Origin of the sequence: Streptococcus mitis SK1080 (assembly GCF_000220085.1) — a bacterium.
Classification (GTDB): Bacteria; Bacillota; Bacilli; order Lactobacillales; family Streptococcaceae; genus Streptococcus; species Streptococcus mitis_K.
Window position 1 is genome coordinate 13,221 of the sequence record NZ_AFQV01000027.1, and the last position, 25,823, is coordinate 39,043.

General features: G+C 41.2%; 25 protein-coding genes and 2 pseudogenes. 5 read left to right on the forward strand and 22 right to left on the reverse strand.

Annotated elements, in window-relative coordinates:
* Positions 1 to 62: 62 nt before the first annotated feature.
* The 8 genes from HMPREF9957_RS11090 to HMPREF9957_RS11125 form a co-directional block, all read right to left on the reverse strand.
* The gene (locus HMPREF9957_RS11090) at positions 63 to 524 is read right to left on the reverse strand and encodes an ECF transporter S component (protein WP_000814971.1); all 462 of its coding nucleotides are present in this window, start codon (positions 522 to 524) and stop codon (positions 63 to 65) included.
* Positions 502 to 1,275 (reverse strand): bifunctional hydroxymethylpyrimidine kinase/phosphomethylpyrimidine kinase, encoded by a 774-nt coding sequence (locus tag HMPREF9957_RS11095; protein WP_000794773.1) that lies wholly within the window; start codon positions 1,273 to 1,275, stop codon positions 502 to 504. Before HMPREF9957_RS11095 ends, HMPREF9957_RS11090 begins: the two co-directional genes overlap by 23 nt.
* The gene (gene truA, locus HMPREF9957_RS11100) at positions 1,265 to 2,014 is read right to left on the reverse strand and encodes a tRNA pseudouridine(38-40) synthase TruA (protein ID WP_000199182.1); all 750 of its coding nucleotides are present in this window, start codon (positions 2,012 to 2,014) and stop codon (positions 1,265 to 1,267) included. The genes HMPREF9957_RS11095 and truA overlap by 11 nt, the downstream gene beginning before the upstream one ends.
* A gap of 98 nt (positions 2,015 to 2,112) precedes the next feature.
* A complete protein-coding gene (locus tag HMPREF9957_RS11105; protein WP_000808690.1) occupies positions 2,113 to 3,264 on the reverse strand; it encodes an MFS transporter in 1,152 nt (383 codons plus the stop codon).
* Positions 3,265 to 3,388: 124 nt separating this feature from the next.
* Positions 3,389 to 4,018, reverse strand: coding sequence for a Pr6Pr family membrane protein (locus HMPREF9957_RS11110; protein WP_000033946.1), 630 nt, complete (start codon positions 4,016 to 4,018; stop codon positions 3,389 to 3,391).
* Positions 4,019 to 4,020: 2 nt separating this feature from the next.
* A complete protein-coding gene (locus tag HMPREF9957_RS11115; RefSeq protein WP_001061603.1) occupies positions 4,021 to 4,359 on the reverse strand; it encodes a zinc ribbon domain-containing protein YjdM in 339 nt (112 codons plus the stop codon).
* Positions 4,360 to 4,488: 129 nt separating this feature from the next.
* On the reverse strand, positions 4,489 to 5,160 hold the full coding sequence (gene cmk, locus HMPREF9957_RS11120; protein WP_000849401.1) for a (d)CMP kinase: 672 nt from the start codon (positions 5,158 to 5,160) through the stop codon (positions 4,489 to 4,491).
* An 8-nt stretch (positions 5,161 to 5,168) separates the two neighbouring features.
* The gene (locus tag HMPREF9957_RS11125; protein WP_001040910.1) at positions 5,169 to 5,642 is read right to left on the reverse strand and encodes an SAG1386/EF1546 family surface-associated protein; all 474 of its coding nucleotides are present in this window, start codon (positions 5,640 to 5,642) and stop codon (positions 5,169 to 5,171) included.
* Positions 5,643 to 5,687: 45 nt separating this feature from the next.
* On the opposite strand from HMPREF9957_RS11125, the gene HMPREF9957_RS12865 reads away from it, so the two are divergent.
* Complete coding sequence (locus tag HMPREF9957_RS12865; RefSeq protein ID WP_004235080.1) at positions 5,688 to 5,885, forward strand: ferredoxin; 198 nt, start codon at positions 5,688 to 5,690, stop codon at positions 5,883 to 5,885.
* An 80-nt stretch (positions 5,886 to 5,965) separates the two neighbouring features.
* Here the strand turns inward: HMPREF9957_RS12865 and HMPREF9957_RS11130 are convergent, their stop codons facing one another.
* From HMPREF9957_RS11130 to HMPREF9957_RS11155, 6 genes are all read right to left on the reverse strand, one after another.
* Positions 5,966 to 6,919, reverse strand: a complete 954-nt coding sequence (locus tag HMPREF9957_RS11130) for a glycosyltransferase family 2 protein (protein ID WP_004242728.1) — start codon at positions 6,917 to 6,919, stop codon at positions 5,966 to 5,968.
* A gap of 1 nt (position 6,920) precedes the next feature.
* Positions 6,921 to 7,940 carry a UDP-glucose 4-epimerase GalE gene (galE, locus tag HMPREF9957_RS11135; protein ID WP_001156511.1) on the reverse strand — a complete coding sequence of 340 codons (1,020 nt, stop codon included), beginning with the start codon at positions 7,938 to 7,940 and terminating at the stop codon, positions 6,921 to 6,923.
* 102 nt (positions 7,941 to 8,042) lie between these two features.
* Positions 8,043 to 9,146, reverse strand: a complete 1,104-nt coding sequence (locus HMPREF9957_RS11140) for an NAD(P)/FAD-dependent oxidoreductase (protein WP_000754645.1) — start codon at positions 9,144 to 9,146, stop codon at positions 8,043 to 8,045.
* Between the two features lie 16 nt (positions 9,147 to 9,162).
* Positions 9,163 to 9,960 (reverse strand): Nif3-like dinuclear metal center hexameric protein, encoded by a 798-nt coding sequence (locus HMPREF9957_RS11145; protein ID WP_000881157.1) that lies wholly within the window; start codon positions 9,958 to 9,960, stop codon positions 9,163 to 9,165.
* Positions 9,947 to 10,624, reverse strand: a complete 678-nt coding sequence (locus HMPREF9957_RS11150; RefSeq protein WP_000624071.1) for a tRNA (adenine(22)-N(1))-methyltransferase — start codon at positions 10,622 to 10,624, stop codon at positions 9,947 to 9,949. Before HMPREF9957_RS11150 ends, HMPREF9957_RS11145 begins: the two co-directional genes overlap by 14 nt.
* Before the next feature lie 101 nt (positions 10,625 to 10,725).
* On the reverse strand, positions 10,726 to 13,062 hold the full coding sequence (locus HMPREF9957_RS11155; protein WP_004242755.1) for a cation-translocating P-type ATPase: 2,337 nt from the start codon (positions 13,060 to 13,062) through the stop codon (positions 10,726 to 10,728).
* Positions 13,063 to 13,194: 132 nt separating this feature from the next.
* On the opposite strand from HMPREF9957_RS11155, the gene HMPREF9957_RS11160 reads away from it, so the two are divergent.
* Positions 13,195 to 13,944 (forward strand): lysophospholipid acyltransferase family protein, encoded by a 750-nt coding sequence (locus HMPREF9957_RS11160; protein ID WP_000500198.1) that lies wholly within the window; start codon positions 13,195 to 13,197, stop codon positions 13,942 to 13,944.
* A 43-nt stretch (positions 13,945 to 13,987) separates the two neighbouring features.
* Here HMPREF9957_RS11160 and HMPREF9957_RS11165 read toward each other — a convergent pair whose 3' ends face one another.
* The 6 genes from HMPREF9957_RS11165 to rpsO all read right to left on the reverse strand — a co-directional run bounded on the left by HMPREF9957_RS11165 (position 13,988) and on the right by rpsO (position 19,425).
* Positions 13,988 to 14,680, reverse strand: a complete 693-nt coding sequence (locus tag HMPREF9957_RS11165; RefSeq protein ID WP_000175758.1) for an alpha/beta hydrolase-fold protein — start codon at positions 14,678 to 14,680, stop codon at positions 13,988 to 13,990.
* Positions 14,661 to 15,671 carry an ABC transporter substrate-binding protein gene (locus HMPREF9957_RS11170; protein ID WP_000753251.1) on the reverse strand — a complete coding sequence of 337 codons (1,011 nt, stop codon included), beginning with the start codon at positions 15,669 to 15,671 and terminating at the stop codon, positions 14,661 to 14,663. The genes HMPREF9957_RS11165 and HMPREF9957_RS11170 overlap by 20 nt, the downstream gene beginning before the upstream one ends.
* Positions 15,672 to 15,690: 19 nt before the next feature.
* Positions 15,691 to 16,446: an ABC transporter ATP-binding protein gene (locus tag HMPREF9957_RS11175; RefSeq protein WP_000363108.1), complete on the reverse strand. Its 756-nt coding sequence runs from the start codon at positions 16,444 to 16,446 to the stop codon at positions 15,691 to 15,693.
* 1 nt (position 16,447) lies between these two features.
* Entirely contained in the window at positions 16,448 to 17,494 is a 1,047-nt protein-coding gene (locus HMPREF9957_RS11180) for a FecCD family ABC transporter permease (RefSeq protein ID WP_000949314.1), read from the reverse strand.
* 235 nt (positions 17,495 to 17,729) lie between these two features.
* Complete coding sequence (locus HMPREF9957_RS11185; RefSeq protein WP_000531717.1) at positions 17,730 to 18,341, reverse strand: CadD family cadmium resistance transporter; 612 nt, start codon at positions 18,339 to 18,341, stop codon at positions 17,730 to 17,732.
* Between the two features lie 814 nt (positions 18,342 to 19,155).
* On the reverse strand, positions 19,156 to 19,425 hold the full coding sequence (gene rpsO, locus HMPREF9957_RS11190) for a 30S ribosomal protein S15 (protein WP_001018251.1): 270 nt from the start codon (positions 19,423 to 19,425) through the stop codon (positions 19,156 to 19,158).
* Between the two features lie 204 nt (positions 19,426 to 19,629).
* Between rpsO and HMPREF9957_RS0102680 the strand changes: the two are divergent.
* From HMPREF9957_RS0102680 to thrS, 3 genes and pseudogenes are all read left to right on the forward strand, one after another.
* A pseudogene (locus tag HMPREF9957_RS0102680) lies at positions 19,630 to 20,003 on the forward strand (hypothetical protein).
* Between the two features lie 100 nt (positions 20,004 to 20,103).
* Positions 20,104 to 20,285, forward strand: a pseudogene (locus tag HMPREF9957_RS13720) (hypothetical protein).
* Positions 20,286 to 20,325: 40 nt separating this feature from the next.
* Positions 20,326 to 22,269: a threonine--tRNA ligase gene (gene thrS, locus HMPREF9957_RS11195; protein WP_000608364.1), complete on the forward strand. Its 1,944-nt coding sequence runs from the start codon at positions 20,326 to 20,328 to the stop codon at positions 22,267 to 22,269.
* A 255-nt stretch (positions 22,270 to 22,524) separates the two neighbouring features.
* Here thrS and HMPREF9957_RS11200 read toward each other — a convergent pair whose 3' ends face one another.
* A complete protein-coding gene (locus tag HMPREF9957_RS11200) occupies positions 22,525 to 23,574 on the reverse strand; it encodes a DUF389 domain-containing protein (protein WP_000016478.1) in 1,050 nt (349 codons plus the stop codon).
* Between the two features lie 293 nt (positions 23,575 to 23,867).
* The gene (locus tag HMPREF9957_RS11205; RefSeq protein WP_004242726.1) at positions 23,868 to 25,379 is read right to left on the reverse strand and encodes an ATP-binding cassette domain-containing protein; all 1,512 of its coding nucleotides are present in this window, start codon (positions 25,377 to 25,379) and stop codon (positions 23,868 to 23,870) included.
* Positions 25,380 to 25,823 lie beyond the last annotated feature (444 nt).

Here is a 25,823-nt window from a genome sequence, read left to right on the forward strand (position 1 = left end):
TCAAGGTTTCAGCACTTGATATTATGCGTTTTTCTAATTTTAGGACTTTTGACTCATCCTCTTTACTTAATCTTCTTGATACTTTGACTAAGAATAAATCCTACAATCATCCCTACCATATTTTGCATGAAATTTGGTAGAATTTCTGGTAGGGCTGCTGCCCAGCCATTCATCAAAGTAGAACCCAAGGCGTAACCCCCTACCATGGCAATCGTTGCTAAGATAAGGCCTAGCCACCGAGTTTTGCCTTTAAATCCTGCGAAAAATCCCTGCAAGCCATGGTTGACCAAACTAAAGAACATCCACTGGGGATAGCCTGATAAGAGGTCAATCAAGAAACCTGCTAGTCCTCCGACTACAGCCCCTTCACGACTACCAAAGTAGAAGGCCGCAAAGAAGACACCTGCATCTAAGAGTGTTAGAATGCCTGTCGGTGTTGGAATTTTTAAGAAATAACCTAGAACCACAGAGAGGGCGGTTAATAGGGATACAAGGGCGATTTTAGTTGTTTTGGTTTGCTTCATATTGTCTTACTCCATACTGATCTGCTTGTGCAATGGCACGGTAAACGAAAGCCTTAGAGCTTTCTACTGCTGGCAAAAGTTCATCACCTTTAACCAAGTGACTTGCAATGCTTGAGGCAAAGGTACAACCTGCACCAGCATTTTGCCCTTGGATAACAGGATTTTCTAGGACTGTAAAGTTTTGTCCATCATAAAAGACATCCACAGCCTTGTCCTGACTAAGGCGATTGCCTCCCTTGATAATGACTGCTGGCGCTCCTAAGGCATGCAATTTTTGCGCTGCAGCCTTCATGTCTTCCAAAGTTTTAATTTCCTGACCTACCAATAATTCTGCTTCAGGAAGATTAGGCGTAATTACACTAACATGAGGGAAAAAGCGAATCAACTCTTGGCAGAGTTCACTAACTGCTACGTCGTGTGTTTCCTTGCAGACCAAGACAGGGTCCAGAACCACAGGCACTCCTGGGCGTTGCTTGATAAAGTCCAGAGCCTTCTCAGCTACGCTGACAGTTGGTAAAAGACCAATCTTAATCCCCCCAAACTCCACATCACGCAAGCTATCTAATTCATGTTGAAAAATGGTATCGTCAGTTGGAAAGACTTCAAATCCTTTTTCTGTCAAGGCTGTCAAACAAGTCACTGCTACAAAACCATGCAAGCCGTTCAAAGTATAGGTAGCCAAATCAGCTGACAAACCACCACCACTAAAAATATCATTTCCAGAAAGTGCTAAAATACGATTATTCTTCATAACGAATCTCCTTTAAATACAAACCATTTGGTGCTGCAGTGGGACCTGCAAGCTGCCTGTCCTTCTTCTCCAAGATGAGGTCAATCTGCTCTACTGGCATGCGGTTATTGCCGATTTTGAGCAGTGTCCCCACCATATTGCGAATCTGTTTATACAAGAAACCATTTCCTGAAAAGGTAAAAGTCAAAAACTGGCCTGTCTCATCAACCCTAAGACTGGCTTCTGTAATAGTGCGAACCTTATCCTCTACACTAGTCCCAGAGGCTGTAAAGCCAGTGAAATCATGGGTTCCTTCTAGCTTTTTGACGGCCTCCTGCATCCTCTCCACATCAAGTGGGTAAGGGAAGTGGGTGGCATAGTGACGGCGCATCGGATTTTTGGGACGTCCTCTATCCACGATAAACTCATAGGTCTTGCTATGCTTGGCATAACGACAATGAAAATCATCCGCCACAAGCTCAATTGAAATCACATCAATATCTTCAGGAGACTGAGTGTCCAAAACAAAACGGAGCTTCTCCTCATCCATCTGATAAGGTAGGTCAAAATGAATAACCTGTCCCAAAGCATGAACCCCACTATCAGTCCTACCAGCACCGTGAACAGTGATGGCTTTCCCCTTATTCAATCTAGTCAAGGTTTTTTCAATTTCTTCCTGAACGCTACGCGCATGAGGCTGGCGCTGAAATCCAGCAAAGGCGTAACCATCATAGGAAATAGTTGCTTTATATCTCGTCATAACTTCTATTTTATCAAGAAATTAATCTGTAGACAAGGTTCTAAAATAAATATTGTCTGGGTACAAAAAACTCAAAAGAAAAACCTAGGAAACCAATCCTAAGCTCTCTTTTGGAGTAGGTACATGACAAAGATAGAGGTTACAATTAACCAAGATCCTAAGATAGCAAAGACCAACATCCCATTGTGAGTCATCAAGCCAATCGCACCTAGAACGAATGGAGTCGTAAAGGCTCCGAAACTACAGCCTAATACAGCAAATGAAGTGGCTTGATTGAGGAGTTTAGCTGGAATTCTTTCAGAGACAAGTTGAAAGACTGTCGTCAAGGCTACACTGTAGGCAAAACCAGCCAGAATGCTTCCTGCCACTACCACCCACAAGGATGGAGACAGGGCAATCACGATTTGCCCTAAGCCGAAGGTAATACCAGACCAGAGGAGCAGTTTCTCTTTAAAAATAGAAATCAAAAAAGAAAAACTCACACCAGCCACAATCCCAATTAACTGCATGACACTAAGGACAAAACTAGATAACTGGGCATCTCCAAGTCCTCTTTCCACCATCAAACTTGGAATACGGATAGTAATAGCCGTATTGGTACAAACTACCACTGCTGCTTCTATAGCTAGGATAAAAATCAAGCCTTTCATTTCTCGAGTTAAACGACTTGCTTCCTTCGCTTTTTTCTTGACTTCTTTCTTTTCTTTTCCATAAGGGACAAAGAGCAGATAGAGAGTCAGTACCAAAAATCCAGCACTATAGGCTAAGAAAGTAGCTGTCCAACCAAAGGCCAATAACTGGCCGACTGCCAAGGTAATGAGAGAAGCCCCAACGACCTCTGCAGAACCGCGTAGCCCTAACATCTGAATTCGCGTTTTTCCTTGATAACGTTCACTGATAATGGAAATGGCCTTGGCATTGATCATCCCAACACCCAAACCAAAAAGAATCCTTGTTCCAAAAACAAAGGGATAGGCTTGATACCAAAAGGGTGCTGTTCCACTCAGTGATAAAATCAGCAAGCCCAAACTAATCTGTAAGCGCTCAGGGAATATTTTTTCTAAAAAACCATTCAGTAATAACATAATCATGATTCCAAAGGAAGGCAAGCTCGCCAAGAGCTCAATTTGTTCCTTAGGATAGCCTTGATAATAGTCGAACATAGCTGGCAGGGCACTCGAGATGGAAAAGGAGGTAATCAAAACGAGGGAGAGAGCCAAAATACTGGCCCGTTCTAAAAATTGTTTCATGAAATCTCTTTCTATATTTCTCTTAATCTTCTAATTTTTTGATAGTTATCAAACAAGCAAGAAAAGAAGAAGCCTCTTTAGTGTATAGACTCCTTCTTAAACTCGAAAATGAATCCCTTGTGTCTTAGGATGATTTTCTCTTGATTTGCTTGATCAAGTAGAAGATAAATCCCGCCACCATATAGGCAACAAAGATAATCAGACACCACTTGAACACGACATCCCAACCCTTGTTTACATTCAAAAAGAAGTAAGGGAAGGGACTGACCTTAGAATTAGGAACATCAAGTTTCAGTACCAAGCCATTAAAAAGAGCAAAAATCATATACAGCAAGGGTAAAATCGTCCACACAACTGGATCCCAAATCTTGTATTGACCCTGTTTGTCAAAAAAGAGGGTATCTGCTAAAAACCAGAGGGGAACGATATAGTGGCAAAGGAAATTTTCTAGGGTATAGAAATTAGTCGCAATAGGCGCTAATAGGAAATGGTAAATCACACAGGTAATCATGATACTCATGGTGACCCCACCTTTTAAACGCAAGAGACTTGACCTTTGCCAGTTTTCACCTAAACGGCTCATAACCTTTAGGAGGTAGAGCGTAAAAATCGCTACTAAGAGGTTGGACAGAACCGTATAATAGAGCAACATCCCAAATCCACCATGCTTGGCGATTTCAAGATAAACTCCCGTAAAAGCCGCTAGAAACAAGAAGATACGGCTATAAAATACAAGTTTATAGTGTTTTGACATGCTTAAATTTTCTTCACAAACTCTGATTTAAGTTTCATGGCCCCAAAGCCATCAATTTTACAGTCGATATTGTGGTCGCCTTCTACGATGCGGATATTTTTCACGCGCGTCCCTTGTTTCAAATCTTTTGGCGCACCTTTTACTTTCAAGTCCTTGATGAGAGTTACTGTATCACCGTCAGCCAATTTATTTCCGTTGGCATCGATAGCAACAAGACCCTCTTCTACATCTGTAACCTCAGCAGGATTCCACTCATAAGCACACTCTGGGCAAACCAGTAGGGCACCGTCTTCGTAGACATACTCTGAGTTACATTGTGGGCAATTTGGTAGGTTGTTCATGGTTTCTCCTTATCATCATTCACTATTCTTTGAAAATCAAAATTTCTCGAACAGCAACTATTATACCCTAAAATCAGCATTTTGACAAATTTAGAAAAAACCGATATCCATCTATCGGCTTTTCTACATTTACATTCTTTTTTCAGCTTCTGCTTTAATTTTTTCAACTACTTCTTGAATGTTCAAACCAGTTGTATCAAGGTAGACAGCATCCTTTGCTTGTTTGAGAGGCGAAGTCTCACGATGACTATCCTTGTAGTCACGCGCAGCAATTTCCTCTTTTAGAGTTTCAAGGTCTGTTTCAATTCCCTTGGCAACATTTTCCTTGTAACGACGCTCTGCTCGTTCATCTACCGAAGCTACTAGGAAAATTTTCAATTCTGCTTGTGGCAATACAACAGTTCCAATATCGCGACCGTCCATGACAATCCCGCCTTGCTGGGCGATTTTTTGCTGGAGAAAAACTAATTTCTCACGTACTTGAGGAATTGCCGCAACAGCAGAAACATGATTGGTCACTTCATTTTCACGAATAGGATGGGTAATATCCACATCTCCTACAAAGACAAGCTGCTCTCCAATTTCTGAGCGTCCAAAACTGATTGGATGCTGGTCCAATAAGTCTAAGAGTTCTTCAACTTGTTCAACTCCTAATTGGTTCTTGAGAGCCATGTAGGTCGCTGCACGATACATGGCACCTGTATCTAGATAGGTGTATCCAAAATCCTTGGCAATAATTTTTGCGACCGTACTCTTACCACTTGAAGCAGGACCGTCGATAGCAATTTGAATGGTTTTCATATCAACTCCTATTTGATTTTAACAACATCACCTGGATTAGCAAACCAAGACCCTGTAGCCATATGCCCAGGATTCAAGGCCTCTAACTGAGCAATGGAGATTCCTGCACGAGCGGCAATAGCTGCTTCCCCTTCTCCTGCTAGAACTTTAATCGTTCCTTCAGGATTAGTAGCTTCTTCTGAACTACTAGAAGTAGATTCTGGCTCTGAACTTTGTTCAGGCTGAGAACTGCTTGAAGATGAGACTTGTACTACACTTGCATCAGAATCGTGAAAATCTTTCAAGGCTGCCGTGCGATTACTCCCCCCCGTTGATAGATAGATAAGAACAATAATCATCACCACCACAATTACAAAGAAAATACTAGCTAAGATCGTCAAGACACGATTGGCCACTACATCTCTGCCTTGAGTTCTCTTACGACGCTCTGCTCTTGATTCTTCTTGATCATAAATATCTTCTTGCCACGGTTCTTTTGCCATACCTTACTCCTTGTTTTTTTTGACTTTTCTTATTACAATATAAATATGAAAATCACACTTATACCTGAACGTTGCATTGCCTGTGGGCTTTGCCAAACTTATTCTGAATTATTTGATTACCACGATAATGGAATCGTGCGTTTTTACGATGACCCTGATCAACTAGAAAAAGAAATTTCTCCTAGCCAAGACGTCGTAGAAGCTGTTAGAAACTGTCCGACACGTGCCTTGATTAAAGATTAACTCTAATCTTTCGTAGTAAATTGACAAGAACGTTTCACTCTTTCTAGTTTAGCACATTTCCATGTAAAATTATAGTCTTTTCACTTTATTTTTTCTGTAAAATCAGGAAGGTCACTTTTTTCTTTGATAAGATAAAGTGGTCTTTTTTTAGTCTCTAGATAAATCTTACTAACATACTTGCCAAGAATCCCAATGGTCAAGAGTTGAATGCCTCCAAGAAAGAGAATGACAGCCATCAGAGAGGTCCAGCCAGATGTCGGATTGCCCAAAATGAGGGTCCGAACCACAACAAAAAAGGTCATCAGTAGAGAAATGAAACAAGATAGGAGACCAGCCATAAAGGCTATAATCAAGGGAAAATCTGAAAAATTAACAATCCCTTCAATGGAGTAAAAAAAGAGTTGCCTAAAACTCCAACTGGTATTGCCAGCCTGCCTTTCGACATTGGGATAGTCCAGATAGTGGGTTTTAAAACCGACCCAGGCAAAGAGTCCCTTAGAAAAACGATTGGACTCGGTCAAAGCTAAAATGGCATCGACCACAGACCTTCTCATCATGCGAAAATCACGGACACCTGACGGCAGGGCTACTGGACTGATTTTTTGCATGAGGCGATAAAAAAGATTAGCACAAAAACTGCGAAAGAAGGGTTCTCCCGCCCGACTAGTTCTCCGTGTTCCTACGTAGTCCAAATCTGCATTTTGGTCTAGTAAATCTTTCATCTCAAGTAACATACTAGGGGGATCTTGGAGGTCTGCATCCATTACCACCACCAAATCTCCTGTCGCATATTGCAAGCCTGCATAGAGGGCTGCTTCTTTGCCAAAATTTCGAGAGAAAGAAAGATAATGCACTGCCAGATTTTGCTCCCGATAGGCCTTTAAGAGTTCCAAGGTTCCATCACTTGATCCATCATCGACAAAGATATACTCGATTTCTGCTCCCAAGTCAGGAATCAAAGCTTCCAAAGCCTGATAAAAAAGAGGAAGTACTTCCTCTTCGTTTAAACAGGGGACAATGATTGAAATCACCATCTTAGTCTTCAAATCCATTTGGATGCTTGCTTTGCCAACGCCATGCGTCTTCACACATTTGGGTGATGCCTAATTCTGCTTCCCAGCCTAGTTCTGCTTTGGCTTTTGCAGGATCTGAATAACAGGCTGCGATATCCCCTGGGCGACGGTCTACAATGCGGTAAGGAATTGGACATCCCACTGCTTTTTCCATGTTTTGGATAATTTCAAGAACTGAGTAGCCTTTACCTGTTCCAAGGTTATAAACGTTTAGACCTGAGCCTTTTTGGATTTTTTTCAGAGCTGCAACGTGACCTTTAGCCAAGTCAACAACGTGGATATAGTCACGAACACCGGTTCCATCTTCCGTATCGTAATCGTCTCCAAACACTTGCACTTGCTCTAATTTCCCAACTGCTACTTGAGTCACATATGGCAAGAGGTTGTTTGGAATACCATTTGGATTTTCTCCCAAATCACCACTCTCATGGGCTCCGATTGGGTTAAAGTAACGAAGCAAGACTACATTCCACTCTGAGTCTGCCTTGTAGATATCCGTCAAAATTTCCTCTAGCATAAGCTTAGTGCGGCCATATGGATTGGTCACTGAAAGTGGGAAATCTTCCAAGATGGGCACTGTATGAGGATCTCCGTAAACTGTCGCAGAAGAACTGAAAATGATGTTTTTACAGTTGTTTTCTTCCATGACCTTCAAAAGACTAACAGTTCCAGCGATATTGTTGTCATAGTAGGCAAGAGGAATACGGGTAGATTCACCGACAGCCTTCAAACCAGCAAAGTGAATAACACCTGTTGGTTCTTCTTGCTTGAAAATATCTCTGAGAGTATCTGTATCACGGATATCTGCCTCATAGAAAGGCACTTCAACTCCTGTAATTCTCTCAACAACTTCTAAACTTTTTCTGTTACTATTAACAAGGTTATCCACCACAACAACATGATGACCTGCTTGGATTAACTCAATAACAGTGTGGGTCCCGATAAAACCTGCCCCACCCGTTACCAAAATCTTTTCTTGCATCTTTTTTCCTCGATTCTCGGATTATTTTTTCTTATTTTACCATTTTTGATAGGGAATGTCATTTGCCATCCTAGAGGGGAGGCTAAAATTTCAGTAAAATTCTTATTCGCTTTTTGCTCGTTTGACATAGTTTTCAATTGGGTAGTTTAGAGGGTCTAAGGTCAACTCCTTGTCTTGGATCAGTTGAGCTAGATGGTAACCAATGATAGGACCCGTTGTGAGGCCTGATGAACCTAGTCCACTAGCAGCATAGACACCTGCTAAGCCAGGTACTTGCCCAAAGAAAGGTGAGAAATCACTGGTATAGGCACGGATTCCCACACGCTCAGCTCTTGAAGTCGCTACTGCCAAGATTGGATAGTGAGGCAAGGCTGCCTCCTCCATTTGTTGGAGTAAGGTTTCATCTACCGTCAAATCAAATCCCATATCATTTTCATGGGTAGCACCTAAGGACAATTTCCCACCTGCAAAAGGAATCAAATCCCACTCCCCTTCTGGCATAACAACAGGGTAAGCTTCCATGTCTTGGGCAAGCTGATAATCTCGGAGCTGTCCTTTCTGAGGACGGACATCCACAGCATAACCCAAGGGTTCTAACAAGTCCCCCAACCAAGCTCCCGTCGCCAAAATAACCTGATCAAACACCTCTTTGTCAATCTGGTAGCCTGATGCTAAAGGTGTCAGAGTCACTTTTTCTTTTACCAGCTTGACCTGACTGGCTTCTAGCAAACGAGTCACCAAGAGTTGGCCATCTACTCTCGCTCCACCAGAAGCGTAGAGCAAGCGATCAAATCCCTGCAAACCAGGAAATAATTCATTTGCTGATGCTTGGTCTAAAATGGCTAATTTCCCTATCAAGGGAGACTCTTTTCTACGCTGGAGGGCTAGTTCATAGAGTTCTTCTAGCTTGGATTCGTCCTTTTTCAAGAGAAAAACTCCCGAACGTTGGTAAAAGTCGATTTCTTGCCCTGAATTCTCTAAATCAGCCAACAAATCCACATAAAAGTCTGCCCCCAAGCGCGCCATCTTGTACCAGGCTTTATTGCGGCGTTTGGAAAACCAAGGACTGATAATTCCTGCTGCCGCCTTGGTAGCCTGACCTTGTCCATGGTCAAAAACGGTCACCTCTAGGTCACTTTCTTGCGAAAGGTAGTAGGCAGCTGTTGCTCCCACAATTCCTGCTCCGATAATGGCAACTTTTTTCATTGTTTTCACTTTCTAACTAGATATGGTGGAAAGGATTGGTCGATGCTTGACTAGGTACAAGATCGATTGTCCAGCCTTTTTCCTCTTTCCATTGATTAAGAAGCTCTGCAATTTTTTCCACAAAAAGCACTTCGATATAGTGACCTGGATCCAGTGCCAACAAGCCATCAGACAGCATATCCTGGGCAGTGTGGTAGTAAATGTCACCAGTGATATAGACATCCGCTCCTTTGGCTAAAGCATCCTTATAGAAAGACTGCCCACTTCCACCACAGATGGCCACTCTTGAAATAGGCTTCTGCAAGTCATTCTCTTGATAATGCACCATTCGAAGACTATCTAGACCAAAGACTTGCTTGACATGTTGGGCCAATTCTCCAAAGGTCTGAGGCTGAACATTCCCAATACGTCCAATCCCACGTTCAGGACCTGTCTCCTGCAGATAAGTCGTTTCCTCGATACCTAGCATCTGACAGAACCAGTCATTTAGGCCATTTTCAACGATGTCAATATTGGTATGGCTGACATAAACTGCGATGTCATGCTTGATGAGGTCGATGTAAATCTGATTTTGTGGACGGCTAGCTACCAAATCCTTGATCGGACGGAAAATCGGCGCGTGCTTGACAATAATCAAGTCCACACCCTTTTCAATAGCTTCAGCCACCGTTTCTTCACGAATGTCGAGAACAACCATGACCCTTTGGATATCCTTGTCCAAAGTGCCAATTTGCAGACCACGACTGTCTCCTTCCATAGAAAATTCTTGAGGGCAAAAGGCTTCATATCGGTTAATGACTTCACTTGCTAGCATGGAGAATCTCCTTAATGGCTTGAATTTTATCTACTAAAACTTGACGTTCCTCCAGATTTTTTTCTGGAATTTGTCCAAGGGCAAACTCTAGCTTAACAGCTTCTTTTTGCCATTTTTGGACAAAGACTGGACTGACCTCTTTGGACAAGAAAGGACCAAAGCGAACATCACTGGCTGATAGCTTCATTTGTCCTGCTTCCACAACCAAAATCTCGTAAAACTTGCCAGCTTCTTCTAAGATGTTTTCAGCTACAATCTGAAATCCGTTCTCTTGTAACCAGATACGCAAATCGTCTTCACGATTATTAGGCTGGAGGATCAAACGCTCTACATTAGCTAACTTGTCCAAGCCTTCTTCCAATATCCTAGCAATCAAACGACCACCCATACCAGCAATGGTAATGACAGACACTTGGTCAGTCTCTTCAAAAGCTGCCAAGCCATTGGCTAAACGAACCTGGATTTTTTCCTTTAGGCCGTGAGCCTCAACATTTTTGACCGCAGACTGATAGGGACCTTCCACCACCTCACCTGCAATGGCACTTTTGATTTGTCCTCTTTCGACCAACTCGATAGGCAGATAAGCATGGTCACTCCCCACATCTAGTAAAATGGCTCCCTGTGGCACAAAGGAAGCCACTAATTCTAATCTCTTTGAAATCATCTTCTCTCACTTTCCAAAACTCTATTACCTCTTATTATACCACATTTCAGCTGGCAATCTTGTACCTAAAAAGACCGCAATCCACAGATTGCAGCCTTTCTTTATTTTCTGGCTTGATAGTGACTAGTCAGGATGAAAATCACGGTAAAGACCAACATCATGACACCATAAACAGGTAATGTTTGTCCTGTCAAGGTTGAAATTTCAAGCAGTTTTTGGATTCTTGGGAAGAGAGCTGTGGCTAGGAAGCCTCCTACTGACCAAACAATCAAGAGGACACGCCAGAGGGTAAATGGCATGCAGGCTCTAAATACAGATAAGAAACCAATTGACCCCAAAAGATAATATAGGAGAGTTGAGATTTCTAACTCAGACCAACCTTGGCTACTTCCAAATATTTTCACAAACAGAACGCTGAAGACGACCATGAGAGCGCTTGGTAGGGCACGAAGCATGGATCTTCTGAGGAAGTTTGGCTCGACAGGTTTGATATTTCGCTCAAAAGTCAGAACGAATGGTGGGAAACCTTCCACAAACTGGTCAATCATGGTAATCTGGATTGGAATGAAGGGGAAAATCAAGATCCACTCAGACCGACCTAATAAAGCACTGGCGATACAGATAACTGCGAGCAAGAAAGAATAGATGGTCTTTATCAAGAAAATCGGTGCAATATGAGCAATGTTATTGACCACACGACGACCTTCAAAGAGAATCTCAGGAACATCATTAAAGTCAGAGTTCAAGAGAACCAGATTAGCAATCTGACGTGTTGCCGGGTCTCCCTCTGCCATTACGATAGAGCAATCCGCCTCACGAAGGGCGAGAATATCATTGACCCCGTCCCCTGTCATAGCCGTTGTATGCCCTGCTTTTTTCAGAGTTTGGATGATGAGTTTCTTTTGATGAGGGGAAACCCGTCCGAAAATAGCTGTCTCTTCAGCTATAGCAATCAATTCCTCATCCGTGATTTTTGAACAATCGACATAGCTGTGATAGTCCGCAAAACCAGCCTTCTGGGCAATGCTGGATACAGTGACTGGATTGTCCCCAGAGATAATCTTGAGCCCCACTTCCTGAGAACGGAGATAGTCCAGCGTCTCAGCTGCTCCTTCTCGAATAGGGTCCAAGATTTCCAGCAAGGCTAGAGCCTGAATATCAGATGGTTTTTGTGGTTTATGATGGTCTAATTTCTCCTGACTGAGAGCTAGGACCAAGACACGTGAACCTCTCTCCAAGGCCTCTCTGGCTTCTGGGACCTCAGAAGCCAGTAACATCTCAGGTGCCCCTAAGAAAACTGTCCCCAAACCTTCTAACTCCATGGCTCCCCACTTGCGGTCGCTTGAGAAGGGGATATTGGAAATCATAGGATAAGTAACCTCTCCCACAAAACGCTGGCGAATAGCTTGAGCTGTTGGATTTTTATCCTCACTATGAGCTATGTAGCTGGTCATGATGCTAGCAATAGCCTCTTCACCATAAGTTTCCGTCAGTGGAAGGACAGCCTCTACCTGCATCTTTCCTTGGGTGATGGTACCCGTCTTGTCCAGACAGAGCATACCCACGCGCGCCAAGGTCTCAACAGAATACATCTCCTGCACCAAGACCTTTTTCAAGCCCAACTTGATCACCGCAGTCAAGAGCGAAGTAATGGTCAAAAGGGCAATTCCCTTGGGCAACATTCCCAAAAGGGCTGTCGACGAGTTTACAACGGATGACTTAAGGGGCAAGCCTTTCAACATCAAGGCTTCTAGCAAGAGAGCCAGACCAAAAGGAATGATAATTTTCCCAGTAAAACCTGCTAGCTTGTCCAGTGATTTCATAATTCGGGAGTTGATGGGTTTCACTGTCTTGGCTTCCAGCATGAGCTTGGCAGCATAGTTGTCTGCACCTACATGATGGACACGAGCTAAAACTGACCCACTAGCCAAGAAACTCCCTGACAAAAGCAAGGCATCCACTTCCTTTTGCACCAAATCACTTTCCCCCGTCAACATGGCTTCATTGACTTCCGCAAAGCCTGCCAAAACCAAACCATCACTGGGAATCTGCTCTCCAGCAGACAAACGAATGACGTCTCCTAGCACCAATTCTTCAGGATTCAGAGCAACTTCCTGACCATCACGAATAGTCTTGACCTTTTCCTTGGTCATGAGATTGAGCTTGTCCACCATGTGTTTAGCCCGCAGCTCGGTCACAATTCCAGAAAAAGCGTTAAAGCAGATAACAGCAAAGAAGACCAGATTGCTCCAAGCCTGCACAAAGGCTAGAGCCAAAGCAATGGCAAAGTTCAAAGCGTTAAAAAGGGTAAAGACATTTCGTTTAACGATTTGCCAAGTGCTGGTACTGGCCGATGCAGTAAAATCATTGACCAAGCCCTTAGTCTGTCTTTCCTTGACTTCTCTTTGGGTTAATCCCATAATCTTATTTTTATCCATAAATTCTATCATATCATTTTTTTTAACAGAATTCTAATCTCACCCCAAATATGCACCTAGTCAAGGGAAAAGTTTGCCAGCCCTCCTTTGATAAGGTATAATAATAACAAGAAAAGAATCGAAGGAGATCGCATGTTTTATACTTATTTACGTGGATTGGTTGTATTGCTCCTATGGTCCATCAATGGCAATGCCCATTATCATAATACTGATAAAATTCCTAATCAAGATGAAAATTATATTTTGGTTGCGCCTCACCGCACTTGGTGGGATCCAGTTTACATGGCTTTTGCGACCAAGCCAAAACAGTTTATCTTTATGGCCAAAAAAGAGCTCTTTACCAACCGTATCTTTGGCTGGTGGATTCGTATGTGTGGTGCTTTTCCTATTGACCGTGAAAATCCTAGCGCTTCTGCCATCAAATACCCTATCAATGTTCTTAAAAAAAGTGATCGCTCTCTCATCATGTTTCCAAGTGGGAGCCGTCACTCAAACGATGTCAAGGGGGGCGTAGCTCTGATTGCCAAAATGGCCAAGGTCCGTATCATGCCGGTTACCTACACAGGTCCCATGACTTTGAAGGGCTTGGTTAGCCGTGAGCGTGTTGATATGAACTTCGGAAATCCAATCGATATCTCAGATATCAAGAAAATGAATGATGAAGGCATTGAAACAGTCGCCAATCGCATCCAAGCAGAATTTCAACGTCTGGACGACGAAACGAAACAATGGCACAATGATAAAAAACCAAACCCACTCTGGTGGCTTATCCGCATTCCTGCCCTCATCCTGGCCATTGTCCTCGCTATCCTAACCATCATCTTTAGCTTTATCGCAAGCTTCGTATGGAATCCAGATAAAAAGAGAGAAAAACTTGGTTAAATAAATACAACAATCCCTTGGCAAAAGCCAAGGGATAAATCTTTTATTCAATTTTCCATTTTTGGACCAACCAGCTGGAAAAAGCTAGGAATCGTTCAGCTACTTGTTCATGGTGTCCATAAGGATCAAAGACAAACTGGCCGTTCGGATAGCATTTTTGAAGACTGGTATGGATCTGCTCAGCATAGACTGGTGCTTGAGCCAAGCGATTAGTATGATTGACTCCTTCTGTTTGACCGTTCTGTAAATACAGCAAACAGTCCAAATTTTTCACATTTTCTTTCTTGCAGTAAGTCACAAAATCAGGATACCAAAAGGAACCGCAGATCGAAAAGACACAGGAAACCTTGTCAAAGCTGAAAAGACTGTAGACTGCCGCCAAACCACCTAGTGAGTAACCTCCGTAGGCAAGGCGTGCTTCATCCAGTCGATAAAGCGACCGCAGCTTGTCTAAAAGACCTCCAAATAAATGATCATGATAGGCGTTGGCCTGACCTCCAAAATCTGGAACCCCATCTCTCAGAGCAGATGCCTTCCATGGAGTGTAGTCGTCTAGGCGATTTTTAGAGGTCAAACCCACTAAAATCACAGATTCGGAAAAGGACGATAGGAAGTCCAAGTTTCCATCATTCAATAAAATAGCCGGATAGGGTTGATTGGGGTCGTAGTTAGAAGGAAGGCTGATTTCAACTTGAATTCCTTCCCAATCAAACTCATTATTTATTGATAAAGTCATTGATTTTCTCAAGGGAATCAATCACTGCTGGACCATAGTCCATCAATTCATCGTAAGAGATGGTCATGATTTTTTGATTCTTAATAGCAGGAACGCTTTCCAAAACAGCATTTGCCTTCATCAACTCTACTGCTTTTTCATCTAATTTTTTATTGCGATCGCTGGTTACATAGATAATCAATTCAGGATCCATTGACACGAGATTTTCCAAGGTCAAGCCTGATGTCCCCGTAGCAACGTTTGTATAACCAAGTTGGTTCAGCAAGCTCTCTTGCAAAGCAGACTTGTAGGCACCGAAGGTTTCATCATTATATGCAACCATAATCAAAGCCTTTTTCTTTTCACCTTGGCTTGCTGGGTTTGCTTTCTTAACAGCGTCAATTTTAGTTTGTAATTGAGCCGCGTATTCATTGGCCTTGTCCTGAACATTAAAAATCATTCCAAGATTTTTGACATCTTCTACGATATTCCCCAAATCTTGCTGAATTGTTGAGAGAGAAGCTTTTTGCGTATAGACTGGGATTTTGTTTTCATTCCAAGTGCTAACTGTCCCCAAGGATTTTTCAGAAAACATCATGTTTCGACCCATCACAGCGTCTGGTTCATAAGAAAGGACTGTCTCTTGTGAGACTGTTTTTTTATCCCCAATTTGAGGAATAGTCGCAATCGCGTCCTTGTATTTGTCCGTCACAGCATTGTCTGGATTGAGCATGCCAACAATTTTATCCTTCAACCCCAACTCCAATAAGATTTCAGTGGTTGAAAGATTGTTGGTGATAACTTTTTCAGGTGCCTTGTCAAAGACTTGTTCGACTTCATTTCCTTTAGCATCATAGGTCTTAACCGTTAACGGATAAGTCGTCTCTGCTTTAGCCTTTTGACTTGTCTCTGTGCTAGATTGTGTGGTAGCTTTTTCTGTAGTAGTGTTACCACAAGCTGCCATGGTTAGAGTAGCTACTGTTACGAGTAAAATGCTTAGTGTTTTTTTCATCTTGTTTTCCTTTTCATTCTTATAAATAGTGAATCATGGCTTGCTGATCCTTGGTCCAAGTCACCTGACTTTGAACTCCGTATACAGTTTGCAATGACTCAGGGGTGATGGTCTCCTTTGGAGTCCCTTGGTAAAGGATTTCTCCCTCTTTCATCAGATAGAGATAATCCGAATAGCGACAAGCAAGTTGAATATCATGTAGGACAGCTAGAACATTGACCTTGAGCTCCTTCACAATGGCCAACAAGTCTAACTGATACTTGATATCCAGGTGATTGGTTGGTTCGTCAAGGAGCAAGAGAGTCGGTTCTTGCACCAAGGCGCGGGCTAGTAAGACTCGCTGTTTCTCTCCCCCTGACAGAGAAGAATAGAGACGAGTTTTCTTCTCGAGCATATCCACCTTAACGAGGGCATCTTGAACAAGCGCATAATCCCTTTCCCTTTCCTTCTGTAAAAAAGAGAGGTGGGGAGTTCTTCCCAGCAAGACGATTTCCTCAACTGTACAATCAAACTGCAATTGATTAAACTGAGTGACAACTGCCATTTGCTTGGCTGTTTCTTTGAGTGACCAATGTTCCAGTGGCTTTCCATCTAGGCTTATCAAGCCTTTGTCCGCCTTTTCCTGACGATAGAGGAGTTTAAGTAGGCTGGTTTTTCCACTTCCATTTGGCCCTAATATCGTGTGAAATTGATGCCCTTCAACCTTAAGAGAGACTCCTTTGAGGATTTTTTTCTCTCCTAGTCCAAAATGGATATCCTGACAAATCAAGTCCATATCAGACCCTCACCTCCCTTCGCCTACCTCCAACAATGTAGATAAAGAAGGGAGCACCTACTAAGGCTGTGAAAATACCAATAGGAAGCTCTGCGTTTGGAATGATGATACGAGAGAGTACGTCTGCCCAGATGACAAAGAGGGCACCTAGCAAGGTTGCAACAGGAAAAAGCCTCTTGTAATTCGTTCCTACTAACCCTCGAGCTAAATGTGGAGTAATCAGACCGACAAATCCAATAATCCCACAGGTTGCCACTAAGACTGCTGTCAGCACAGCCACCATGGTCACATAAAGATACCAATAAAAGCGTAAGGGAATCCCCAAAGTTAAAGCAGCCTCATCTCCCATCATCATCGCATTGAAAACACGATACTGAGTAGAGAAAAATAGAAAGGCTATTCCTACTACTATAGTTGGCAGGACCAAGTCTGCCCAGGAAGTCCCAGCGAGCGAGCCCATGGTCCAAAACTTAATGGTCATCACACTATCCGCATTAGCGCCAACTGAGATAATAAAGTTTGAAAAAGCCAGAAAGAGAGCGTTGACCACCGTTCCTGATAAAATCAGACTAGAAGTCGTCATCCTTCCCTGCATAGAGGCAATGATGAGGACAGCAATTGTTGCCAAAATAGCTCCAAGAAAAGCTCCAAGGCTAATCATCACTTTTAAACCAAGAATGATGCTCAAGGTTGCTCCTAGAGTTGCACCAGCAGATATTCCTAAGACATAAGGCTCTGCGATGGGATTGTTCACTGTGGACTGCATCACGCTACCACACATAGAAAGGCCTGCTCCTACTATCAGACCTAACAATACTCGAGGGAATCTCATGTTCCATACAATGGCAAGAGTAGACTTGGAAACCTCTCCTATCTCAAGAGGAAATCCCAACCTGCTCAAAATAATCCGATAGGTATCTCCTAGATCAATCGCAACAGATCCCATTGAAACTGCTAGAAAGAGAGAAATCCCTAAAATACCTAGCAAAATAACTAAAAGTAACACAAATTGCTGGTCTTGTCGGCTTCCAGAAAATTTGGAAAGCATGCAAACCTCCTTTGATAGAATCTTAAAAATTTAGAAAATTCTCATGAAAAGTATACCATATTTTCAACAATGGAACAAGATGAGAACAAATGAATATAGTTGGTTTTATTGTGCTAGGAACCGTAACCGAAGATTATACTTGAGTATATCGAGGTAAGTTGATAACATAAAAAGCCCTCTGAAAATCAGAGAGCTGATTTGAGCTCGGGATAAAATCCTAGTGAAACAAAAAAATCTACACGGTCAGAAAAGTCTCTATCGTGCCATTTTCATACATGATGTATAGTCCAAGTAGAATGAATACTAAGGGCACAATGATTCGCTCGTATTTTTCAATTGTCTCGAATAGTAACGGAATAGAGGATAACACCCGACTAATCTCGCATAAGATAATTATGCCGATTACAAACACAAGCAACGCCACGAGGGTCTGTGACCAATCTAACGAAGCAAAATAAGGTATATAGATACCTAAATTATCTCCGCCAGACGCAATTGTTAGCAATGTAACTGTCCAAAACAGTTGATTTGCCTTGCTTTGTTCTAATCTTTCAATAATTTCTTCCTCTTCTTCCTCACCTTCTCCAACAATTGCAAAGCGAATCCCTAAATAGATAGGGATTAAACCAAGCAATCCAACCATCCATTCTTCAGGCACGAAATTAACGACATAAGCAGCAACTAAACTCGCCCCTACAAGTAAGCCTGTGCCTAGATATTGCCCCGCATAAATATGCCATTTTTGTTTATTCTGTGATAGCTGTGCAAATAAAATAAATAAAATAATTAAATAATCGATACTGGTGGAAATATAAACACCAATAGCAGATATGATTGTCTGTCCCATAAAAAACCTCCTGTATTGGTCAGTAATAAATCAGCAGATTTTAGGAGAGCACAGACACATTAATTTAGCTATCGCTAGTGGGTAATGTCGAACATAGGAAAGCATTTTACTACTCCTCAAAACGTAGTTACAAAGTAATTTCTAACTGGAATTCGGTGACTACTTCCATGTAAAGTATAACATACTATACTTTACTTCGTAAAGTGTGGGCTCTCCGAGGGGGCTTGCAGACAGCTACTCGGCTTTTCAAGCCGAGTAGCTACGCACCCTTATGGTGTAATTAGCTGATACCATTTGAGGTTTTTGTAGTCTCCAAAATTGTGACCGATAAAACCTCAATAAAAAAGCCCTCTGAAAATCAGAGAGCTGATTTGAGCCCGGGCTAAAATCCTAGTGAAAAAGATGAAACTCCTTGTGTTCATCGAACACGGTGTCCTTTCCCTATTTTCATACGGATTTTTGACGCCCTTAGCATCATAATTCTTGCTGGATAAATCGTTTATAGACTAGGCGACGAGGCGAAGATCGTACGAAACGTTCAGTGAAACAAAAAAAATCTCCCCGAAGGGAGAATATCTGGTTTATTTTACCTTACAGTGCTAGGAACCGTAACCGAAGATTATACTTGAGTACATCGAGGTAAGGTTACAAAAGTAAAAAGCTACCCAATTTAGAGTAGCTTCATTATCAAGATATGCTCAATTGAACACGGCCTAAGCACTTGGCAAAAAAGATAAAATTTCCTAGAAACTGAAGTTTCTTCGTCAATTTTCCTATTTTTGCTTTGTGCTTTTGACGGCCTTTGTATCTTGAATTAGCGACGAAGTCCTAGAGAGTTGATCAACTCACGGTAACGGTTAACGTCGTTTTTACGCAAGTATGCAAGCAAGTTACGACGGCGACCGATTTTTTTCATCAATCCACGGTAAGTAGCGTGGTCTTTTTTGTGTTGTTTGATGTGTTCGTTAAGGTGGTTGATTTCCCAAGTAAGGACAGCAACTTGAACCTCTACTGAACCTGTATCACCTTCGTGACGTGCATATTGTGCGATGATTTCATTTTTTTTCTCTTTTGAGATTGCCATGATGTTTCTCCTTTTTATTTGGCTTCATCCGAGTGACAGGTTGGCATGCCTGTAACCAAGAAGAAGTTATTTGTCTTTACGACAATCCCTATTCTACCAATAACTAACTTCTTTGTCAACAGATTTACTTTCTTGTTTTAAATATGCTATAATAATCATAGCAAGAAATCTAAGTTGTCTGTTTTTTAAAACGAGGTGATTATCATGCCTAGATTCTATTCCCATCTCCCATACTATCTGGTCATATTTTTCTTTTATTGGCCACTTTATCAGTTGTTATCACTAATCATTTCTGACCCTCTTACACTCAAGGGACTCTATATAAACAATCTTCTCTTCTTTACACCTCTGGTAATCTTGATTGTATCGTTACTCTATAGCTACCGTTTCCGTTTCTCACTTTGGTGGTTAATTGGTAACGGACTGCTCTTTTGCTTTACTATCATAACTTTTGGTGAGTTTATACTAATTTACTTGCTAATCTATGAAACCTTGGCTCTGGTGGGCATGGCTTCCGGTATTGGCATCAAGCATATTCTACAAAAATGAAAAACAAAAAACTTTCACAAAATCCTTGAAAAATCTCACAATCATGCTATAATAATCCATAGAGACAAGTCACTTAGTCCCTTTCTACTAGAGAGTGCGTGGTTGCTGGAAACGCATAGAAAGCCTAAACTGACACTACTCTTGAGTTTTTTATGAAAACATAAAACGGTGGCCACGTTAGAGCCAATCAGAGGTGTCCCTCTCTTTTGAGGTACATAAATGAAGGTGGAACCACGTTGCGACGTCCTTTTGAGGATGTCGCTTTTTGTTTTTCTAGCTTTCACTATCCTCTGTCCCTGTTTTCAGAATAGGGTTAACACATTCGTAAATAATATAAGTAAGGAGAACATCATGATTAACATTACTTTCCCAGATGGCGCTGTTCGTGAATTCGAATCTGGCGTTACAACTTTTGAAATTGCCCAATCTATCAGCAATTCCCTAGCTAAAAAGGCCTTGGCTGGTAAATTCAACGGCAAACTCATAGACACTACTCGTGCTATCACTGAAGATGGAAGCATCGAAATTGTAACACCTGATCACGAAGATGCCCTTCCAATCTTGCGTCACTCAGCTGCTCACTTGTTCGCCCAAGCAGCTCGTCGTCTGTTCCCAGACATTCACTTGGGAGTTGGTCCAGCCATCGAAGGCGGCTTCTACTACGATACTGACAACACTGCTGGTCAAATCTCTAACGAAGATCTTCCTCGTATCGAAGAAGAAATGCAAAAAATCGTCAAAGAAAACTTCCCATCAATTCGTGAAGAAGTGACTAAAGACGAAGCACGTGAAATCTTCAAAAATGATCCTTACAAGTTGGAATTGATTGAAGAACACTCAGAAGACGAAGGCGGTTTGACTATCTATCGTCAGGGTGAATATGTAGACCTTTGCCGTGGCCCTCACGTTCCATCAACAGGCCGCATCCAAATCTTCCACCTTCTCCATGTAGCAGGTGCTTACTGGCGTGGAAATAGCGACAACGCTATGATGCAACGTATCTATGGTACAGCTTGGTTTGACAAGAAAGACTTGAAAAACTACCTTCAAATGCGTGAAGAAGCTAAGGAACGTGACCACCGTAAACTTGGTAAAGAGCTTGACCTCTTCATGATTTCTCAAGAGGTTGGTCAAGGGCTTCCATTCTGGTTGCCAAATGGTGCGACTATTCGTCGTGAGTTGGAACGCTACATCGTAGACAAAGAGTTGGCTTCTGGCTACCAACACGTCTACACTCCACCACTTGCTTCAGTTGAGCTTTACAAGACTTCTGGTCACTGGGATCATTACCAAGAAGACATGTTCCCAACTATGGACATGGGTGACGGGGAAGAATTTGTCCTTCGTCCAATGAACTGCCCACACCACATCCAAGTCTTCAAACATCATGTTCACTCTTACCGTGAGTTGCCAATCCGTATCGCTGAAATCGGTATGATGCACCGTTATGAAAAATCTGGTTCCCTTACTGGTCTTCAACGTGTACGTGAAATGTCTCTCAACGACGGTCACCTCTTTGTGACTCCAGAACAAATCCAAGAAGAATTCCAACGTGCTCTTCAGTTGATTATCGATGTTTATGAAGACTTCAACTTGACTGAATACCGCTTCCGCCTCTCTCTTCGTGACCCTCAAGATACTCACAAGTACTTTGATAACGATGAAATGTGGGAAAATGCTCAAACCATGCTTCGTGCAGCTCTTGATGAAATGGGCGTGGACTACTTTGAAGCCGAAGGTGAAGCAGCCTTCTACGGACCAAAATTGGATATTCAAGTTAAGACCGCTCTTGGAAAAGAAGAAACTCTTTCTACTATCCAACTTGACTTCTTGCTTCCAGAACGTTTCGACCTTAAATACATCGGAGCTGATGGCGAAGAGCACCGTCCAGTTATGATCCACCGTGGAGTTATCTCAACTATGGAACGCTTCACAGCTATCTTGATTGAGAACTACAAGGGTGCCTTCCCAACATGGCTTGCACCACACCAAGTAACCCTCATCCCAGTATCTAACGAAAAACACGTGGACTACGCATGGGAAGTAGCTAAAAAACTCCGTGACCGTGGTGTCCGTGCAGATGTCGATGAGCGCAATGAAAAAATGCAGTTCAAGATCCGTGCTTCACAAACTAGCAAGATTCCTTACCAATTGATCGTTGGAGACAAGGAAATGGAAGACGGAACAGTCAACGTTCGTCGCTACGGACAAAAAGAAACACAAACTGTCTCAGTAGATGATTTTATTCAAGCTATCCTAGCTGATATCGCCAACAAATCACGCGTTGAGAAATAAGAGATAAAACCTGGGATAAAATCCTAGCTACCTAAAAAGCAACAACTATTTCAGCTGTTGCTTTTTATATTTTTACTCAATGAAAATCAAAAAGCAAACTAGGAAGCTAGCCGCAAGCTGTACTTGAGTACGGTAAGGCGACGCTGATGTGGTTTGAATTTGATTTTCGAAGAGTATTATTTAATCCGAGCTAGTAGTGATTGACCAAACCACCACACAAAATTTGCTTTCATGAGTTGCATAAGGTCAATATCCTCAATCCTTGTCTGCTTCATTTTCTTTTACGAGATCTTTTTGTGAATCTTTTTCAGAGAGTTTTTGATCGATATACTTGTTAATGGTTTCATAAAATTCCTTGGTCGTCTCACCGTCTAATTTTGTCGAATTATGAACTTGATTGACTTTCAATTGAACAGATTGAATACCGTAAGAGGCTTGTTTTTGGTGGAGCGTTTCTAATTCTTCTTCTGAAATCGGATCTCCAACAACCGTCAAGACTAATTCATTGTTCCTTGACTTGTAGACTTGATTGATGACCGTATGATTGGCGAACTCTTTTCCTACAAACTGTTTGATTCCTTCTTTTCGCGCTTGATCTATCGTCAGAGTGACTGCTGAATAACTAGCTGGAAGAATCAATAATACAATCAAAGATATCAACCCAATTCTCATTTTAATATTTAGCTCTTTAAATGAACTTAAGGGAGATTTTCTCATCAAAATTCTTGTTCCAACAATATTGATTAGCATGATAAAGACACAGTTGATCAAGAAAAGATAAAGAGCTCCAAATAAAAATCGTACATTTCCATTAGCTAAACCGTAACCTGCAGTGCAGATAGGTGGCATCAGAGCTGTTGCGATGGCTACTCCTGGTACGATATTGTTTGCTTCTTTTTTCCTTGAACCAATGAAACCTGCTATCCCACCAGCAATAGCAATGAGAACATCCCAAATGGTTGGAGAGGTTCGTGCAATCAATTCACTACTTTCATAAGATAAGGGAGAAATCCAGAAATACAGAGCCGAGACAAGCAAGCTGACCAATACTTGGGTAAATAAAACCTCTAGAGATTGCTTGATTAAACGCGTATCAAAAATAGCTAAACCAAACCCCAGTCCAACAATCGGTGTCATAAGAGGGGAAATCAGCATAGCTCCAATAATGACAGCTGTTGAATTCATATTTAGACCGATAGAGGCAATAAAAATCGCACACATCAAAATCACTGTATCTCTTAATCGAACATGAAGATCATCATATAGTTTCTCGCGGAATTCACGTGTTGAATAGTTTCCGGACATTGGTTACTCCTTTTATTTCATATAATCTTATTTCTGCATGGATGATGGGAGAGAGACTTCTGTCCAAACTGACATATTTTTCTTCTCACCTGTAATTCTTTTGAACATTATCTTTTAAATATCCGTCAGTCCATCCTTAACATTATATCAAAAATTTTACAGTCTTTCTCTGACGAAATCTATCAATTGAACAGATAGAGAAAGCAAGAAATTTTAGATTCCTTATTATAAAAAGAAAAACCGGTATCTCCTCTGAACTCCTGATAATATGCGTTTTATTCTTTATAATTTAGCTATTTCAAAATTACAAGTTCTCCATTCTTAATTTCCCAAACTTGGTCAAACTTACTTAATAATTCGTTTTGGCGATGTAAAGTAACAATGACGGCACTTGGTAGTTCCAGAACTCTTTCCAATTCCATTTTAAACTGATTAGTATCCAAGGCAGAGAAAGGTTCGTCTAGGATAAGCAATGGATTTTTACGATTTTTCTCACGATTTAAATACATTCGTTGTTGCTGACCACCTGACAGGGATTGTGGTGGAATTTTTTCAAAATCTTCTTCTCTGAATTTTTCATTGAAACTATTGAATAGCGTTACATTATTTTCATAACTCGAAATAAATGTATGTTCTTGTTGCAGAATCATACCGAATCTTCCCCAAAGATGGTCCAAAACAAGCCCATCTAGCACAATTTGTCCTTCAAAATCTTCATCTGTTCCATTTAAAATGTTGAGAAGACTACTTTTTCCAGACCCATTCTTACCAATAAGCGCAATTTTATCCCCTTTTTGAATCGTAGCGGAAGTAATTATCAATTTTGATTCTCCCAGTTGTTTGGAAATGTTTTTCAAAGTAATCGTATCAAAAGAATGTTGAGGTGCTTGAACTGAAACGGGTCTCCCAACAATGTTTTGAAAACTCTTGATTACAGGCTTTACGGACTCTAACATTTGTAAATCATAAAGGATTTCCTGTATTGGTTCAGAAAAAGCATTAATATATCCGAAACTCGCCACCACCTCAGGAATACCGAGTTGCTGGTGAGATAGAGAGTAGGCTAAATAAATAAACAGAACAAGACTAATGAATTCAAAAGAAACACCTGTCAATAAGATGCCTGTAATTTTTGTCAAACCATACTTAAAATACTTATCCTGCAAATTCTTTAGGGAACTCTTTTGTTGATTCAAAAAATGCGACATAGTTAGTTTATTTACCAAATGATGTCCCATGAGCAAATCCTCCAAAGTTCGATAGTAATCTCCTTGTTTTTTCAAGTAAACCTGTCTACGATTAGCGGTCAACTTCCCAACGATTTTAGGAATTTGAATACTAATTCCAGTGGAAAAGATTAAAATCAATGATACAATAGGATTAATTGTTCTGCTAATAATGAAAGCGTAAATGATGATACGTAAAATTTGTTTGATAAAACTCATCAATGGAGGAAGGTAATCCTTTTCCAACGAATCTAGGTCATTAGATTGATAGGAAATATACTCTGCTACTGTTTTCTGCTTGAAATCGTGGTGGCTGAGTCCCAGAAGTGAACGAAACCACTCATTTTTCAAAGTAGTCGAAAAGATAATCCCCTGCTTCCAATCAAGTATCATTTGAATATAGTTACAACTCAAATAGCCTGCCACTGACATAGAGTAACCATATAGAGCTACTTGATAATCCCCTTTGATTAATGCCTGCGTGAAATACGGTAACAAAGCTGTGCAGATATTCGATACTACACCAAAAAGAAAATTAAAGAAGAGATACCATCTAATAGTTTTAAGATATGGTAGCATATACGATACTCCTTGCTAATGCGTTTTTTTTACATATCGCAGAACAATCTCTACTATTCCTTATTTCAGATAGTGCGATACTCGGACATTGAGTGCAATAATTGTAAATCACACAAGTACTGCAGTTTTTACTATCATTCAAAATATAATTTGCTATTTTGTAAAATATAGGTCTATCCCATGTTTCTTTGATAGATGTAAAATGAATATTTCCAATACTTCTATTGAAAGTAAGCTTTTTCAGTTTTTCTAACGATTTAGGCTATTTCGTGACACACCCACAATCCGTGAAAATTCTGGTTATATCAGATTATGTGATTTTCGTAAGAATTTTATATTGTCTCCAATCATGGCAGTCTCCTTTTACTTGATAAAACTATTATAACATTTAGAAATTAAAAACTGGTTCAAAATCAATAGAATGTGTGTATTCGATACATTCAA

Bases quoted from the DNA above. Each gene is read 5' to 3' on its own strand.
- HMPREF9957_RS11090 (WP_000814971.1), bottom strand. From the start codon at position 524: ATGAAGCAAACCAAAACAACTAAAATCGCCCTTGTATCCCTATTAACC.
- HMPREF9957_RS11095 (WP_000794773.1), bottom strand. From the start codon at position 1,275: ATGAAGAATAATCGTATTTTAGCACTTTCTGGAAATGATATTTTTAGT.
- truA (WP_000199182.1), bottom strand. From the start codon at position 2,014: ATGACGAGATATAAAGCAACTATTTCCTATGATGGTTACGCCTTTGCT.
- HMPREF9957_RS11105 (WP_000808690.1), bottom strand. From the start codon at position 3,264: ATGAAACAATTTTTAGAACGGGCCAGTATTTTGGCTCTCTCCCTCGTT.
- HMPREF9957_RS11110 (WP_000033946.1), bottom strand. From the start codon at position 4,018: ATGTCAAAACACTATAAACTTGTATTTTATAGCCGTATCTTCTTGTTT.
- HMPREF9957_RS11115 (WP_001061603.1), bottom strand. From the start codon at position 4,359: ATGAACAACCTACCAAATTGCCCACAATGTAACTCAGAGTATGTCTAC.
- cmk (WP_000849401.1), bottom strand. From the start codon at position 5,160: ATGAAAACCATTCAAATTGCTATCGACGGTCCTGCTTCAAGTGGTAAG.
- HMPREF9957_RS11125 (WP_001040910.1), bottom strand. From the start codon at position 5,642: ATGGCAAAAGAACCGTGGCAAGAAGATATTTATGATCAAGAAGAATCA.
- HMPREF9957_RS12865 (WP_004235080.1), top strand. From the start codon at position 5,688: ATGAAAATCACACTTATACCTGAACGTTGCATTGCCTGTGGGCTTTGC.
- HMPREF9957_RS11130 (WP_004242728.1), bottom strand. From the start codon at position 6,919: ATGGTGATTTCAATCATTGTCCCCTGTTTAAACGAAGAGGAAGTACTT.
- galE (WP_001156511.1), bottom strand. From the start codon at position 7,940: ATGCAAGAAAAGATTTTGGTAACGGGTGGGGCAGGTTTTATCGGGACC.
- HMPREF9957_RS11140 (WP_000754645.1), bottom strand. From the start codon at position 9,146: ATGAAAAAAGTTGCCATTATCGGAGCAGGAATTGTGGGAGCAACAGCT.
- HMPREF9957_RS11145 (WP_000881157.1), bottom strand. From the start codon at position 9,960: ATGCTAGCAAGTGAAGTCATTAACCGATATGAAGCCTTTTGCCCTCAA.
- HMPREF9957_RS11150 (WP_000624071.1), bottom strand. From the start codon at position 10,624: ATGATTTCAAAGAGATTAGAATTAGTGGCTTCCTTTGTGCCACAGGGA.
- HMPREF9957_RS11155 (WP_004242755.1), bottom strand. From the start codon at position 13,062: ATGGATAAAAATAAGATTATGGGATTAACCCAAAGAGAAGTCAAGGAA.
- HMPREF9957_RS11160 (WP_000500198.1), top strand. From the start codon at position 13,195: ATGTTTTATACTTATTTACGTGGATTGGTTGTATTGCTCCTATGGTCC.
- HMPREF9957_RS11165 (WP_000175758.1), bottom strand. From the start codon at position 14,680: ATGACTTTATCAATAAATAATGAGTTTGATTGGGAAGGAATTCAAGTT.
- HMPREF9957_RS11170 (WP_000753251.1), bottom strand. From the start codon at position 15,671: ATGAAAAAAACACTAAGCATTTTACTCGTAACAGTAGCTACTCTAACC.
- HMPREF9957_RS11175 (WP_000363108.1), bottom strand. From the start codon at position 16,446: ATGGACTTGATTTGTCAGGATATCCATTTTGGACTAGGAGAGAAAAAA.
- HMPREF9957_RS11180 (WP_000949314.1), bottom strand. From the start codon at position 17,494: ATGCTTTCCAAATTTTCTGGAAGCCGACAAGACCAGCAATTTGTGTTA.
- HMPREF9957_RS11185 (WP_000531717.1), bottom strand. From the start codon at position 18,341: ATGGGACAGACAATCATATCTGCTATTGGTGTTTATATTTCCACCAGT.
- rpsO (WP_001018251.1), bottom strand. From the start codon at position 19,425: ATGGCAATCTCAAAAGAGAAAAAAAATGAAATCATCGCACAATATGCA.
- thrS (WP_000608364.1), top strand. From the start codon at position 20,326: ATGATTAACATTACTTTCCCAGATGGCGCTGTTCGTGAATTCGAATCT.
- HMPREF9957_RS11200 (WP_000016478.1), bottom strand. From the start codon at position 23,574: ATGTCCGGAAACTATTCAACACGTGAATTCCGCGAGAAACTATATGAT.
- HMPREF9957_RS11205 (WP_004242726.1), bottom strand. From the start codon at position 25,379: ATGCTACCATATCTTAAAACTATTAGATGGTATCTCTTCTTTAATTTT.